This window comes from Paracoccaceae bacterium (assembly GCA_033344815.1).
GTDB lineage: Bacteria > Pseudomonadota > Alphaproteobacteria > Rhodobacterales > Rhodobacteraceae > Roseobacter.
On sequence record JAWPMR010000001.1, the window covers coordinates 3,088,360 to 3,103,053 of the forward strand.

The following is a 14,694-nucleotide window of genomic DNA, read 5'->3' on the forward strand; positions in this document are numbered from 1 at the left end:
CGCAATGACAAGACGGAGTTTCGAAATGGGTTTGCAAGAGATTTCAGATCGCGTGGCACAAGCTGAAACCGCTGCCGGTCGCAGCGCGGGTTCGGTCAAGCTCATCGCGGTGTCAAAAGTCCAGCCCAATGATCGCGTAAAAGCTGTTTTGGAGCAGGGTCACCGCTGCTTTGGCGAAAACCGTGTCCAGGAAGCCGCAGGCAAATGGCCTGACTTTTGCGACGCTTTCGAGGGAGTCGACCTGCACCTTATCGGACCGCTGCAGACCAACAAGGCGCGCCAGGCTTTTCAGTTGTTTCAGAATATCCATTCACTGGACCGTCCCAAACTGGCCAAGACCTTTGCGCGGCTGGCACAGGAGATGGGGCAATGCCCAGGGCTTTTCATTCAGGTGAACACCGGTGAAGAACCTCAAAAGGCCGGCGTATTACCAACAGAGGCTAATGCCTTTGTGAAAGAATGTCGGAAAATGGACCTGCCTGTCTTGGGCTTGATGTCTATTCCACCCGCGCAGGAGGAAGCCTCTTTGCATTTTGCGCTGCTGGCAAAAATCGCCGCGCGCAATGGGCTTGAAGGTCTGAGCATGGGCATGAGCGGTGACTTTGAGAAAGCCATTGCGTTGGGGGCAACCCATATTCGGGTCGGCTCAGCGATTTTTGGCGAACGCACGATGACCTGACGCCGACCTCACAGGCGCTCTATCCCGAAATGAAAAGCCGTGTCCGATAAGTGATCTTTTTGGCAATTCTGTGCAGATCAGTGCGCGAAAGAGCAATGCAGCCTTCGGTCGGGAAGCCCGGCCTGCGGTGCTGGTGGATGAAAATGGCGGACCCGCGCTGTTTCACGGCATAAGGCCAATTCCAATCCGTGAGGATCACAAGATCATATAGGGGATCGGCGCGGCGCAGCTTTTCATGGGTGGGTTCATAGGGTGCTCGGACCATCATGTTGTAGTCTTCATCGCAGGGATCGTCGGACCAACAATCCAGCGGGCCAATTGGCCGCGCCCAGTCAGTTGGCCGGGCCATCCTGTCAGGACGGTAGAGCATGCCGATAATGCGGTGTGTTCCGACTGGTGTTGCTCCATCCCCTTCACGCTTGTTTCGTGTGATCCCGGATTTCCCCAGTGCACAGGGATACTTTCGCCCTTGAAATCGCAGACCCATGGGCGTGAGCACCAGATCATCAGATGTCACAGGAGATGCCCTGATTTGGCGGCCTTTGTGGCCAAATACGCTCGGTTATGATGGTTTTCGCCGACTTTGAGCGGTACCCGTTCACTGACCTCAATCCCGCTCGACTGCATCATCTCGACTTTCTTGGGGTTGTTTGTCAGCAGGCGTACAGCCGAAAACCCCAAGGCGGTCAAGATATCCGCGCCGAGCCGGAAGTCTCTTTCGTCATCCTCAAAGCCGAGGCGGTGGTTGGCCTCAACCGTGTCAAAGCCCTGATCCTGAAGCGAGTAGGCGCGCATCTTGTTGGCCAGGCCAATACCGCGCCCTTCCTGATTCATATAGAGCAGAATGCCTGTCCCTTCTTGCCCCATTTGCCCAAGCGCTGCGCGCAGTTGTGGACCGCAATCACATTTCAAAGAGCCCATCAGATCGCCAGTAAAGCAGGCCGAGTGAAGGCGGGTCAAAACGGGGTGTGCGCGGTCCGGCCTGCCAATCTCGACGGCGTAATGCTCTTCGCCGCCGTCTTCGGGACGAAAAATGTGCAAACGGCCGGCTTCTGATACTTCGAGGGGCAATTTCGCACTTACAACTTCGCCAAGTGGGCTGCGCACGCTCATGTGCGGTAGCATTTCGGCAAGGGGAAGCAGGGTGAGGCCGTTTTGGCGCGCGAAAACCGGAGCATCGGTAATTTCTGTGACCAGACAGGCGGGCAACAATCGGGCGGTCTTGCACAGCGACAGGGCAGCGCGATGGGCAGCGACATCTCCGCCGCGCGCACAGGCAAGTGGCCCTTTCAGGGGTGCCATCAGATCACCTGCCGGATCGGCTATGCTATCCGCCCAGGCCAGTGTTGCATCCGGCACCATTACTATTCTTGCCAGATCATTGTCATAGACCCGTGCTTTCAGGGTTTCCGCTCGGCGCGCCGTTATCGTCAGCACGGTGTCGCCAGAAAGTGTCAAGAGAGATGAAAATCGGTCTGTGTCGAGCGTTTCAATGGCAGCAATCAGGACAGGACCCGGGCCGTCCAGCACGACAGGAACGCCCATACGCAGGTCCGATCGCGCGCGCGCGAGCAGTTCGGTGATGTCTGGTCTGATGCTCATGATGTTACAATGCCTGCATAATCCATGCGTGATCTAGGCTAAATACGTTCGAATTGAAACATTTGCCGGGTGTTGTAACACGAGCGCGTGAGAGAAATGGGTCGAAGCTTGCCAGAATAGCAGTGAGGACACATCTGTAATGCAAGAAATGGAGAGGTTTAATGGCACAATTGAAAAAAATACTCTTGGTTGATGATGATGATGATCTGCGCGAAGCGTTGAGCGAGCAGCTGATCATGACCGAAGACTTCGACGTTTTTGAAGCGGCCAATGGCGCGGACGCAATGATCCGCGCAAAAGAAGCCCTCTACGATCTGGTAATTCTGGACGTGGGTTTGCCCGATACAGATGGTCGTGAACTGTGTCGCTTGATGCGGAAACAAGGTGTGAAAAGCCCGATTCTGATGCTGACCGGTCACGATAGCGATGCCGACACAATTCTTGGTTTGGATGCGGGCGCGAACGATTACGTAAGTAAACCGTTCAAGTTTCCGGTTCTGCTTGCGCGCATTCGCGCTCAATTAAGGCAACACGAACAATCTGAGGACGCGGTGTTCCAATTAGGCCACTACACGTTCAAACCTTCCATGAAAATGTTGATCACGGAAGATGAAAAGAAAGTTCGGTTGACTGAAAAAGAAACTAACATATTGAAATTTCTATACAGATCTACGGACGGTGTGGTTCCGCGGGATGTTCTGTTGCATGAAGTATGGGGGTACAATGCTGGCGTCACGACGCATACCTTGGAAACGCATATTTACCGGTTGCGCCAGAAAATTGAACCAGATCCATCAAATGCGCGTCTTTTAGTGACAGAATCAGGCGGTTATCGTCTTATGGCCTAAAGCGTTTGGTTTTTGTTAACCATTTTATCGCTATATTAACTGTATCGGATAGCTTCGTTGCTTACCCGGTAAAAGATCCCGCGCACGTCCGGGTGTTTGACGTGCACCTCCCTGTTGGACTTGGCCGGGCCTTGTGCCCGGTCCTTTTTTTTACCGGGTACCCTTCCCAAAACTGATACGGTCCGACACCGTTATCAAATTGGCGCTTGGTGGGTCTTGAAACACGTGGCGGAGCCATTCCACCTACGTTAGGGTGTGATGAGATTTTTTAATCGGAGCTCCCCGCATGACCTTCTCCCTTGCCACCTGGAACATTAATTCAGTTCGTTTGCGCGAAGCACTCGTGCTGAAGTTATTGTCCGAGGAGGGGCCCGATGTCCTGTGCCTGCAGGAATGCAAAAGCCCGGTTGACAAAATGCCACTCGCGGCTTTTGCGGCGGTAGGATATGAGCACGTCGTAGCGCGCGGTCAAAAAGGATACAACGGCGTCGCCATCCTCTCCAAGATCCCAATGCAGGAAGCCGGAGCGCATGATTTCGCTGCTCTCGGGCACGCCCGTCATATCGCTGGAAAACTGGAAAACGGGATCACCGTTCACAATTTTTATGTGCCAGCCGGCGGAGATGTTGCCGATCGGACCGTAAATGAAAAGTTCGGCCAAAAGCTGGACTATCTTACAGAGATGCGGGATTGGTTTCACAACAACAGACCTGAAAAATCCATTCTGGTTGGCGATCTAAACATCGCTCCGCGTGAGGATGACGTATGGGATCACAAAAAACTATTGAAAGTGGTCAGCCATACGCCGGTCGAAGTCGCGCATCTTACCGACACGCAAGAGGCGGGCGGTTGGGTGGATGTGACCCGGCAAGACATTCCAGAGGGGCGGCTGTATAGCTGGTGGTCTTACCGCGCCAAGGATTGGGATGGTGCCGATAAGGGGCGCCGATTGGACCATATTTGGGCCAGTGGAGATATTTCACAGGCTGCGCACGCGAGTCGTGTATTGCGATCTGCACGTGGATGGGAGAAACCCAGTGATCACGCACCCGTATTTGCGAGCTTTGACCTTTGAAAAGCCCGCCTGACCCCCATATAACCCCTGACGCAAGCGTAAGGACGACAAGATGATGGACCTGAACCTGAGTGCTGCCCCCGCAGCGGATGATCTGATTAAAGACAGCAGTGAAGCAAGCTTCATGGCAGATGTGGTTGAGGCGTCACAGACCACTCCGATCATCGTCGACTTTTGGGCACCCTGGTGCGGGCCATGCAAAACGCTGGGCCCTCAATTGGAGGAGGCCGTGAGGGCCGCCAAGGGCGCGGTCAAGATGGTAAAGGTCAATGTGGATGAGGCCCAGATGATCGCCGGGCAACTGCAAATTCAATCCATTCCAACGGTTTATGCCTTTCACAAAGGCCAACCTGTGGATGGGTTTCAAGGTGCTGTGCCGCAATCCGAGATCAAGGAATTCGTCGATCGTGTCGTGAAACTGGGCGGCGGTGAAGCTCCCGGAGAGGCTTTGGCCGACGCGGTGTCAGCCGCTGAAGAGATGCTCGCGGAAGGCGCGGCGACAGATGCCGCGCAGACATTTGCAGCGATCCTCGGCGAAGATCCAAACCACGCAGCGGCCTATGGCGGCATGGTGCGTGCGCACATCGCACTGGGAGAACTGGATCAGGCCGAAGCCATTCTGAACGGGGCACCCGCAGAAATTTCGAACTCGCCGGAGTTGGAAGCTGCTCACGCGCAACTGGAACTGGCGCGACAGGCCGAAGGCGCTGGTCCGGTGGATGAGTTGCGCGCGGCCGTGGAAGCCAACCCCGACGATCCGCAGGCGCGTTTCGATCTGGCGCAGGCGCTGCATGCCAATGGGGATGTCGAAAATGCAGTGACTGAGTTGTTGGAACTGTTCCGGCGCGATCGCGACTGGAATGACGGGGCGGCAAAGGCGCAGTTGTTCACTATTTTCGAAGCGCTAAAGGCGAACGACCCGATTGTGTTAAACGGGCGGCGAAAATTGAGCTCGATGATATTTGCCTGATGCGCTGCGCGGGCTAGGTCCCCTTTCATGATAAAAGCCGCAGAGCTCCCCGATACCATCGCTATTTTTCCGTTGTCCGGCGCGCTCCTGTTGCCACGCTCCCGGTTACCGTTACACCTCTTTGAGCCCCGCTACCTGCAGATGTTCGAAGATGCGCTCAAGACCTCAACTCGTCTGATTGGCATGGTGCAACCCAATGAGGTGCCGGGTCGTGCGGGTCACGGGTTGCAATCTATTGGCTGTGCGGGCCGCATCACTCAGTTCTCCGAGACTGAAGACGGGCGTTACCTGATTACTCTGGGCGGCATCTCGAGGTTTCGGGTGGTGCGAGAAGTAGAAGGGTTCACCCCCTATCGACGGTGTGATGTGAAATGGGACGGGTTTGATCGGGATCTTGGACCTGATGAGAAGGATGCGGCTTTCGTCCGCTCTGGGTTCATTGACCTGTTGGAGCGCTATTTTGATGCGCAGCAGTTGTCAGCGGATTGGGACACGTTGAAAGAGGCCGATGATGAGTTGTTGATCAATTCACTGTCCATGATGTTGGATTTCGATCCCGAAGATAAGCAGGCATTGCTGGAAGCACCTTCCCTGTCAACGCGGCGTGAAACGCTGGTGACGTTGATTGAATACCAACTCAGGGGCGGTAACGAGAGCGAAATGATTCAGTGAGCGATACGGAAGTCATTTTTGATCGCCGCATGCTGGAAGCGCTGATTTGCCCACGCAGCCATGCGACTTTGAAATACGACAGTGCACGCATGGAACTTGTTTCGCAGCCGGCCAATCTGGCTTACCCGATCCGAAATGGGATTCCGATACTGCTGGTCGACGAAGCGCGCGTGCTCGATTAGAGCTTTTCCCCTCTCAGCATTCTTGGAAGATCCCCGGTTAGTCCAGCAGCCTCGCGGATAAAGCCGCGCCGCAGACCCGGCATCCGTGACAGCAATCCCATACCGACATTGCGCACACCGCGCAGAATAGAACTATCATTTGAAAACAAACGGTTGAATGTATCTGTTGCTAACGCCAGCGCGGTATTGTCGAAGCGGCGCCATGTTTGATACCGGGATAAAACGGCTGCTGCACCAATGTCTTCGCCGCGCCGCGTGGCGTCTGCAATTACCTCAGCGAGGGCCGCAACATCGCGGATGCCTGCGTTCAGTCCCTGACCTGCGATCGGGTGGATGCCATGTGCCGCATCACCAACCAATGCCACGCGCCGCGCAACAAGGTTGTTGGCCAGCGATAAGGACAGGGGATAGGTGAAACGCGCACCCGCCAAAGAGATGTCACCCAGAAAGCTGCCGAAACGAGGTCGCAGGACATTGAGGTAATCCGCATCACTCATTGTATTTATGTTTTGTGCGTTCTCGGTCGTTTCGCTCCAGACAATCGATGACCGATTGCCTTTGAGCGGCAAGATCGCAAGCGGACCCGCTGGCATAAAGAACTGATGTGCAACACCGTTGTGTGGCAAGGCGTGGTTCAGGGCGCAAACCAATGCCGTCTGATCATAACCCCATCCGACCCGCGAAATACCGGCCCGCTGCGCAGTACCGGACCCGCGCCCGTCGCACCCCACCAACAGTTTGCCTTGGATGGTTTTACCCGAAGCCAGATGGGCCACCACGCCCGTCGTATTGATCTTTTGTGCGACAACGGGGTCTTCATTGATCTGACGGATCATCTTGACCTTTTTTACCGCATTCAGCAGCGCGGGACGCAGGTGACGATCCTCAACCATATAGCCCATCGGACCTTCTTCGATTTCGGCGTGATCGAAGTGCATGAAGAATGGCGATGGCCCTTCACCCGCATGTCCATCGCTGACTTTGATGTCTAGCATGGGTTGCGCGTGCTCTTCTATTGCATCCCAAATGTCCAAAGCCTGCATCAAGCGCGCGGAGGTCAGAGCCAGCGCGTAGGAACGTCCGTCAAACCCTGCATTCTTGCGTGTTTTAAGGGGCAACACGTCAATGAGCGTGACGGATTGACCTGCGCTGGCAAGCGCTAAGGCAAGAGCAGGGCCATTCAGGCCGCCGCCCACAATGATGATGTCGCAATCGAAATCCATAGACCTAATTACGGCCGGAGTCGGGGGATTGTCCATGCGCGCTTGCGTCGCTACCCTGCACAAAAATATCGGGAGACGACAACATGCAGGCATGGTTGCAGATGACAGCGGCCGATCTTGGGCGCGGGATTGGGATGGGCGAAATTGACCCTGTGGCGCTGGCGCAAACCTATCTGGATGCGATTCAGGCGCATGCTTTAAAGGATCGAATTTTTGCACGCCTGACTCCTGATCGCGCTTTGGCCGAGGCTGCAGCATCCGCAGCGCGTGCCTCTGCCGGGCAACGGTTGTCACAACTGGATGGCGTCCCGATCAGCTGGAAAGATCTCTTTGATACGGCGGGCATCGGGACAGAAGCGGGATCAAAACTTTTGCAAGGCAGGGTGCCTGATCATGATGCACAGGTGCTGAAAAATGCCAATGCTGCCGGGTTGGTCTGTCTGGGCAAAACCCATATGAGCGAGTTGGCGTTTTCGGGCCTCGGCTACAATCCCAGCACCAACACACCGCCTTGCGTCAACGATGCTGGCGCGGTGCCGGGTGGGTCGTCCTCCGGGGCGGCGGCATCCGTGGCATTCGGACTGTCGGCGGTTGGTATCGGCTCGGATACAGGCGGGTCTGTGCGTATTCCGTCGGCATGGAATGATCTGGTGGGTCTGAAAACAACCGCTGGGCGCTTGAGCCTTGAAGGCGTTGTCCCGCTTGCGTTGAAATTCGATACCGTGGGTCCTCTTTGCCGATCTGTCGAGGACGCCAATCTGATCACAGCGGCCATGGAGGGACGCGCGCCATTTGATTTGCGCGGGGCGACACTGGCAAACAAGCGGTTTGCTGTTCTTGAGACCGTGGCGTTGCAAGACGTGCGTGATGCACCCCTGGCCGCTTTTGGGAATGCTGTCGAGAAGTTGAAAGACGCAGGCGCTCATGTCGAACACATCGAGGTTCCTGAAGTTGAAACGGCAATGGCGCAAAGCACGTGCCTATATACTTCAGAGGCTTACGGGTTGTGGCGTGATGCTATCGAAGCCAATCCAGATGCCATGTATGATGAAATTCTGGAACGTTTCCGCTTGGGGAAAAATCATTCAGGACCAGACTACGTCGCAGCTTGGGCCACCTTGGATGGGGCGCGTTTGGCATATGGTCGCGCTACCGCGCAATATGATGCGGTGCTCCTTCCAACCGCGCCGATCCTGCCGCCAAATCTCGAACGTCTCAACACGGATCATGACTATTACATAACCGAAAACCTGTTGGCTCTTCGCAATACGCGGATCGGAAACTTGATGGGATTGTGCGCGCTGAGCCTTCCAACGGGGACGCCGAGTTGCGGTATCATGTTAATGGCACCGCCAAATTGCGAGGGCGCGCTGTTGCGTCTGGGTGCTGCGGCAGAGAGCGCACTGGCGTAAAAGCCACAAATCGCGAATAACTGGCGCGTTTTTGTGGACGCAGACCCCTGCCTTAGGTAGTTTAAAAGAAACGGGACGCTAATGATCCCGATCTGAGGCAGTTTTAATGGTGTATCCTGAGCGGTTTTCGAACCTTCCGGCACATGCGTGGCCACGTTTGCGTGCTCTTTTGGACGTGCACGAGGGCGGTGGTCCGGCCATTCACATGACCATCGGCGAGCCGAAACATGAGTTCCCAGCGTGGGTTACGGATTTGATCGCGCAAAACGCCGCCGGTTTTAACAGCTATCCGCCCAATGAAGGCTCACCCGAATTGCGCACGGCGATCAGTGGTTTTGTGAACCGGCGCTATGGCGTGCCGCTTGACCCGGATACGCAGGTTATGGCGCTGAACGGCACGCGCGAAGGGCTGTACAATGCGGTCATGGCGCTGTGTCCCGAAACCAAGAATGGCGCGCGCCCCGCAATCTTGATGCCAAACCCGTTTTATCAAGTTTACATGATTGCGGCGATGTCTGTCACGGCCGACCCGATCATGGTGCCCGCGACAATCGAAAACGGGCATTTGCCCGATTTCGCCGGGTTGTCCGATGAAGTGTTGAACCGTACGACTGCGGCATTCATATGTTCCCCGGCCAACCCGCAAGGCGCAGTAGCAAGCCGGGAATACTGGCGGGATCTGATAAACCTGGCCGAGAAGTTTGATTTCAAAATCTTCGCAGATGAATGCTATTCTGAGATCTACCGTGACACCCCGCCCGCGGGTGCGTTGCAGGTTGCCCGCGAAATGGGCGTTGACCTCAACCGGGTGGTGATTTTTCATTCACTGTCCAAGCGGTCAAACCTGCCGGGATTGCGGTCTGGTTTTGTTGCCAGTGGCGCAGACAACATTACTGAAATCAAGCAGCTTCGCAATTTTGCGGGCGCTCCTTTGCCGCTGCCCTTGCAGGCGGCGGCTGCGGCGGTCTGGAATGATGAGCAGCACGTCATAGAAAACCGCGCGATGTACGTTGAAAAATACGACATTGCGGATCGGATGCTGGGCAATGTGCCCGGCTACGCCAGCCCGGAGGCCGGATTTTTCCTATGGTTGCCCGTCGAGAATGACGAGGCGGCTGCGGTGAAATTATGGCGAGAAACCGGTGTAAAGGTGCTGCCCGGCGGATATCTGGCGCAGGATTGGAACGGGGTGAACCCCGGTCAAGGATACATCAGGGCCGCTATGGTGGCCCCAAAAGCGGAAACGGCACGCGGGATCGAATTGATCCGCGACTGCCTTTATCCGCAATAGTTAACGAGGGATCAGAGCATGGCATATCAAACACGAGGTCGCGATCCATTGCTGGACAGCAACATGGCGCAAGCGGTCGAAAAACGTGGCAAGGAACTTTTGGGTCTCGTGCTGATTGCATTGGGGTTTATGGCCTGTGCCATGATCGCCTCTTATACGCCAGATGATCCCAACTGGATGGTTTCAACTGATGCGCCGGTCCAGAACTGGCTGGGGCGCACAGGAGCCTCTCTGGCCGCGCCGCTCTTTATGATCGTGGGCTGGGGCGCATGGGGGATCGGCATTGTATTGCTGATGTGGGGTGCGCGATTTACCTTGCATCAAGGCGCTGAACGGGCGTTGGGGCGTTTGATTTTTGCGCCGATTGCCATCGCGCTTGGCTCGATTTACGCCGCAACACTGACGCCGGACGGTAATTGGCTGGATACGCACAGCTTTGGTCTTGGTGGTCTCTTTGGAGACACGGTCATGGGCGCATTGCTGACGCTTTTGCCTATAGGGTCGGCTGTCACTGTAAAGGTAATGTCGGTATTAATGGCGGTCGGTATTTTGGCGATTGGTGCATTTGTGACCGGTTTTACCCGCGCCGAGTTGATGCGCATTGGTCGCTTTTTGCTGGTGGGCCTGGTGATGATTTACGCCGCCATCATGGCGCTGCTTGGGCGCGGCGCGCAAGGCGCTCTGAGCACCGCGCAAAATCTTTCTGCAAGACAAGCCGAGAAACGCGAACAGGCCCGCGCCGCCCGGGAGGCCAAGGCACAAGCCGTCGCTGAGGCTACCATTCATACCGAAGTGGCACCGATGCAAAACGCGCCTGCTTTTCAGGATGTGCGGCCGGAGCCAAAACTGGGGCTTTTCTCGAAAATGCCCGGTCTGGTCAAACGGCCCGATGTGATGCCCGAACCTGAACTTGTTGAATATGATGCCTTTGATGACTTCGATGAGGCCCCGGGCGAGGAGCGTATCAAGGCGCGTATTGCCGATGTAATCAAATCACGGGCCCGCACCAGCAAAGCAGTGCAGGTCCCGGCGACTGCACCCTTGACCAAAGGCCGTGGGCGTGGACCGGATCCGCTGGTTTTGGATGCCGGTGCCGGGCGCGCTGAGCCGCCATTGACTGCTGCACCTGCGGCGGCGATTCCACCCGCACCCGAAGAGATCGACATTGTAGAGCCGTTTGTCGAAGCACCACAGGCTCCGGCACCTGTCATCCCAACTGCGGAACCGCGTCGCGTCGTTCAGCAGTTGAACCGGAAACCCGTGCAGCCGTCGACGCGCGCAAAGGCAGAGGCTCAACCCACCTTGTCCTTTGATGACACGCATCCTGGATTTGAGTTACCGCCGCTGAATTTGCTCGAAAATCCGGTAGAAGTCCCGCGCTTGCATTTGAGCGACGAAGCGCTTGAAGAAAATGCACGGATGCTCGAATCTGTGCTGGATGACTACGGTGTGAAGGGTGAAATCGTCGCTGTGCGTCCCGGCCCGGTCGTCACCATGTACGAATTGGAACCTGCTCCGGGTCTTAAAGCGTCCCGCGTTATCGGGCTCGCAGATGATATCGCAAGATCCATGGCCGCACTTTCTGCGCGTGTTTCGACGGTGCCGGGTCGTTCGGTCATTGGCATCGAGCTGCCCAACGAGGCACGCGAGAAAGTGGTGCTGCGCGAAATCCTCTCTGCGCGAGATTTCGGTGACAGCAACATGCGCCTGCCGCTGGCTTTGGGCAAGGACATCGGGGGCGATCCGATGGTCGCCAACCTTGCGAAAATGCCCCACCTTCTGATCGCCGGAACGACCGGTTCCGGTAAATCCGTGGCCATCAACACCATGATCCTGTCTCTGCTTTACAAGCTTACGCCAGATGAATGCCGCATGATCATGATTGATCCGAAAATGCTGGAACTGAGCGTCTATGACGGCATTCCACACTTACTGTCACCCGTTGTAACCGATCCAAAAAAGGCGGTTGTCGCCCTGAAATGGGTCGTTGGCGAGATGGAAGAGCGCTATCGCAAGATGTCCAAAATGGGCGTGCGAAATATCGAAGGGTACAATAGCCGTGTCCGTGAAGCCCTGTCCAAGGGAGAGCTTTTCAGTCGCACGGTACAGACCGGATTTGACGAGGAAACCGGCGAGCCCGTTTTCGAGACGGAGGAAAACACACCCGTCGCATTGCCCTATATCGTGGTCATTGTTGACGAAATGGCCGACCTTATGATGGTGGCGGGCAAGGAAATCGAAGCTTGCATCCAGCGTCTTGCACAAATGGCGCGGGCGTCTGGCATCCATCTGATTATGGCCACGCAACGCCCGTCTGTGGATGTGATCACCGGCACAATCAAGGCGAACTTCCCCACGCGTATTTCGTTTCAGGTCACGTCAAAAATCGACAGTCGCACCATTCTGGGTGAGATGGGAGCCGAGCAATTGCTCGGCATGGGCGACATGCTTTACATGGCCGGGGGTGCAAAAATCACCCGTTGTCACGGCCCCTTTGTGTCTGATGAAGAGGTCGAGGAAATCGTCAATCACCTCAAAGCCTATGGCGAACCCGATTATGTGTCCGGCGTTGTTGAAGGCCCTTCAGATGAGAAGGAAAACGACATTGACCTCGTGCTTGGTCTTGGCGGCAACACTGATGGTGAGGACGCGCTCTATGATACCGCCGTACAGGTCGTCATCAAGGACCGCAAATGTTCTACGAGCTACATTCAGCGCAAACTGGCGATCGGATATAATAAGGCGGCGCGACTCGTCGAGCAGATGGAAGACCAGGGGCTTGTCTCTCCGGCCAATCATGTGGGGAAACGTGAAATTCTGGTGCCAGAGCAAGGGTGACCACCTCACTTGCAACGCTCAACGCCACGGGTTCTGCGGAATTTTTCCACTGTTGATATCGCATAACACTCCCCCGAGACCTAGGTATAGAAGACAGAATTGGTTGGGAGCCCTTGATGAAACATGTTCTTTTGGTCGCATTGCTCTTTGGTTTTGCCAGCATTTCGACGCTACGCGCTGCGGCGGAAAAATTGCCACTTAGTGACATATCCAGTTATTTCAATAGCTTCAAAACGGCGCAAGCCACGTTCACGCAGATCAATGATGATGGGACAATCAGCAGCGGCACCCTGTATATCAGTCGCCCGGGTAGAATGCGTTTCGAATATGACCCGCCGGAACAGGCGCTTGTGCTTGCCAGCGCGAATGCCGTCGTGATCATTGACAAAAAATCAAACCAGCCTCCCGAGACTTATCCGCTGAACCGGACTCCCTTGTCCTTGATTCTAGCGCGTCAGGTTAATCTGGATCGCGCACGCATGGTAACGGGCCATGACTTTGATGGCTCTGCAACAGTTGTGACTGCACAAGACCCCGATAACGCCGACTATGGTACCATCCAAATGAGTTTCACCGATGAACCGGTCCAACTTCGGCAGTGGACCATAAACGATGCAAACGGGGGGCGGACCACCGTTGTTCTTGGCGATCTTGAAACTGGCATCAGTCTGCGCAACACATTGTTTGACCCCGGCGTCGCATTGCAAAGCCGGGAAAGGTAGGCTGTTCAGCGTCTTAGCATACAGGTCGCAAGCTGCGCCTGATAGACATCGGCGCGCTGATCAACCTTATTTGCGACCTGCAACAACCATGATTTGCGATTGTAACTCCCGCGCGCATATCCGGTGTGGCCTTCATGGTAGGCAAGATACTGGTTGCGCGTGTCCGTCAGTGGAATTCCGTTTTTGGACCGGCTGGTCACCATGTACCATCCCATGAAATCGGATGCATCTTTGATCCGGTCACGCCGTGCAAATCGCTTGCCGGTCGCTTTTTTATAATCATCCCACGTACCGTCCAGCGCTTGCGCATATCCATACGCGCTGGATTGACGTCCCATCGGGATCACGCCAAGCGCATACTTATGTGGTGTGCGCGCGTTGGATATGAATTTGCTTTCCTGATGCATTGTTGCCATCTGAACATGAACGGGAACGCCCCATTTCTGTTCTGTCTTTCGGAAAGCTCTCAAGTATTCAGGGCGCTCACTGGTGATTCTGCACGCATCGTCAAGATGACGCGGCGCGCTTCCTTGGCCCCCTCCACAGGAGGCAACCAATAGAACCAGGATCATAGCGCGAAGAGTTCTGCTCATCTGCCTCTCGCTTATTTCTTATATTTTCGAGCAGTGTAGCCTAAAAAGCATCCCTAGGGAATTGCATTTCCAATTGTGGGCAGATCAAATCACGTTTTTTGAAGGTGTTAGCCATTTTTGCAACCCGTTTCGCATATACTTGTGACTGTTCGTGCAATGATCACAGACTGTTTCTCAAAAAAGGCCGGGCGTGATTGGACAAATACCCCTTGAAGGGTCTAAAATCGGACGTTAAGGGATTTGCTGGCTATGTTGAAAACACTTGCAAAATATCATTTGGGCCAAGTTGTCCGCCACAAGAAACATCCTTTCCGGGGTGTAATCTTTGATGTCGATCCGGAATTTGCCAATACCGAAGAGTGGTATGAGGCAATCCCCGAAGACAGCCGCCCTGTAAAAGATCAACCTTATTACCATTTGCTCGCTGAAAATGATCAGAGTTATTATGTGGCCTATGTCTCAGAGCAGAACCTGATTGCCGATTATTCAGGGGAGCCGGTGGATCATCCGGACATTCCCGATTTGTTTGGTCCGTTCAGCAATGGGACCTATCCGCTCCACTTTCAATTGAACTGACGCTTTACAGC

The 14,694-nt window shown here is 55.2% G+C and carries 15 protein-coding genes; 11 read left to right on the plus strand and 4 right to left on the minus strand.

Annotation, left to right across the window (positions count from 1 at the left end):
- Nucleotides 1-25 precede the first annotated feature (25 nt).
- Nucleotides 26-679, plus strand: a complete 654-nt coding sequence (locus tag R8G34_14295; GenBank protein ID MDW3224033.1) for a YggS family pyridoxal phosphate-dependent enzyme — start codon at nucleotides 26-28, stop codon at nucleotides 677-679.
- Between the two features lie 19 nt (nucleotides 680-698).
- Here R8G34_14295 and R8G34_14300 read toward each other — a convergent pair whose 3' ends face one another.
- Nucleotides 699-1,196: a L,D-transpeptidase family protein gene (locus R8G34_14300; GenBank protein MDW3224034.1), complete on the minus strand. Its 498-nt coding sequence runs from the start codon at nucleotides 1,194-1,196 to the stop codon at nucleotides 699-701.
- On the minus strand, nucleotides 1,193-2,281 hold the full coding sequence (gene ribA, locus R8G34_14305; GenBank protein MDW3224035.1) for a GTP cyclohydrolase II: 1,089 nt from the start codon (nucleotides 2,279-2,281) through the stop codon (nucleotides 1,193-1,195). The genes R8G34_14300 and ribA overlap by 4 nt, the downstream gene beginning before the upstream one ends.
- 161 nt (nucleotides 2,282-2,442) lie before the next feature.
- Between ribA and R8G34_14310 the strand changes: the two genes are divergently transcribed.
- The 5 genes from R8G34_14310 (at nucleotide 2,443) to R8G34_14330 (ending at nucleotide 6,028) form a co-directional block, all read left to right on the plus strand.
- Complete coding sequence (locus R8G34_14310) at nucleotides 2,443-3,129, plus strand: response regulator transcription factor (GenBank protein MDW3224036.1); 687 nt, start codon at nucleotides 2,443-2,445, stop codon at nucleotides 3,127-3,129.
- Nucleotides 3,130-3,415: 286 nt separating this feature from the next.
- The gene (locus R8G34_14315) at nucleotides 3,416-4,204 is read left to right on the plus strand and encodes an exodeoxyribonuclease III (GenBank protein MDW3224037.1); all 789 of its coding nucleotides are present in this window, start codon (nucleotides 3,416-3,418) and stop codon (nucleotides 4,202-4,204) included.
- Nucleotides 4,205-4,256: 52 nt separating this feature from the next.
- Nucleotides 4,257-5,174, plus strand: a complete 918-nt coding sequence (gene trxA / locus R8G34_14320; protein ID MDW3224038.1) for a thioredoxin — start codon at nucleotides 4,257-4,259, stop codon at nucleotides 5,172-5,174.
- Nucleotides 5,175-5,201: 27 nt separating this feature from the next.
- On the plus strand, nucleotides 5,202-5,846 hold the full coding sequence (locus R8G34_14325; protein MDW3224039.1) for an LON peptidase substrate-binding domain-containing protein: 645 nt from the start codon (nucleotides 5,202-5,204) through the stop codon (nucleotides 5,844-5,846).
- On the plus strand, nucleotides 5,843-6,028 hold the full coding sequence (locus tag R8G34_14330) for a Trm112 family protein (GenBank protein ID MDW3224040.1): 186 nt from the start codon (nucleotides 5,843-5,845) through the stop codon (nucleotides 6,026-6,028). Before R8G34_14325 ends, R8G34_14330 begins: the two co-directional genes overlap by 4 nt.
- Here R8G34_14330 and R8G34_14335 read toward each other — a convergent pair.
- A complete protein-coding gene (locus R8G34_14335) occupies nucleotides 6,025-7,287 on the minus strand; it encodes an FAD-dependent monooxygenase (GenBank protein ID MDW3224041.1) in 1,263 nt (420 codons plus the stop codon). The genes R8G34_14330 and R8G34_14335 overlap by 4 nt on opposite strands.
- A gap of 47 nt (nucleotides 7,288-7,334) precedes the next feature.
- On the opposite strand from R8G34_14335, the gene R8G34_14340 reads away from it, so the two are divergent.
- From R8G34_14340 to R8G34_14355, 4 genes are all read left to right on the plus strand, one after another.
- Entirely contained in the window at nucleotides 7,335-8,663 is a 1,329-nt protein-coding gene (locus tag R8G34_14340) for an amidase family protein (protein MDW3224042.1), read from the plus strand.
- A 109-nt stretch (nucleotides 8,664-8,772) separates the two neighbouring features.
- Nucleotides 8,773-9,954, plus strand: a complete 1,182-nt coding sequence (locus tag R8G34_14345; GenBank protein MDW3224043.1) for an aminotransferase class I/II-fold pyridoxal phosphate-dependent enzyme — start codon at nucleotides 8,773-8,775, stop codon at nucleotides 9,952-9,954.
- A gap of 18 nt (nucleotides 9,955-9,972) precedes the next feature.
- Nucleotides 9,973-12,792 (plus strand): DNA translocase FtsK 4TM domain-containing protein, encoded by a 2,820-nt coding sequence (locus R8G34_14350; protein ID MDW3224044.1) that lies wholly within the window; start codon nucleotides 9,973-9,975, stop codon nucleotides 12,790-12,792.
- A gap of 116 nt (nucleotides 12,793-12,908) precedes the next feature.
- The gene (locus tag R8G34_14355; protein MDW3224045.1) at nucleotides 12,909-13,514 is read left to right on the plus strand and encodes an outer membrane lipoprotein carrier protein LolA; all 606 of its coding nucleotides are present in this window, start codon (nucleotides 12,909-12,911) and stop codon (nucleotides 13,512-13,514) included.
- Between the two features lie 5 nt (nucleotides 13,515-13,519).
- Here R8G34_14355 and R8G34_14360 read toward each other — a convergent pair whose 3' ends face one another.
- Nucleotides 13,520-14,107 (minus strand): lytic transglycosylase, encoded by a 588-nt coding sequence (locus R8G34_14360; GenBank protein MDW3224046.1) that lies wholly within the window; start codon nucleotides 14,105-14,107, stop codon nucleotides 13,520-13,522.
- Between the two features lie 249 nt (nucleotides 14,108-14,356).
- Between R8G34_14360 and hspQ the strand changes: the two genes are divergently transcribed.
- Complete coding sequence (gene hspQ, locus R8G34_14365; protein ID MDW3224047.1) at nucleotides 14,357-14,683, plus strand: heat shock protein HspQ; 327 nt, start codon at nucleotides 14,357-14,359, stop codon at nucleotides 14,681-14,683.
- Nucleotides 14,684-14,694: the final 11 nt, after the last annotated feature.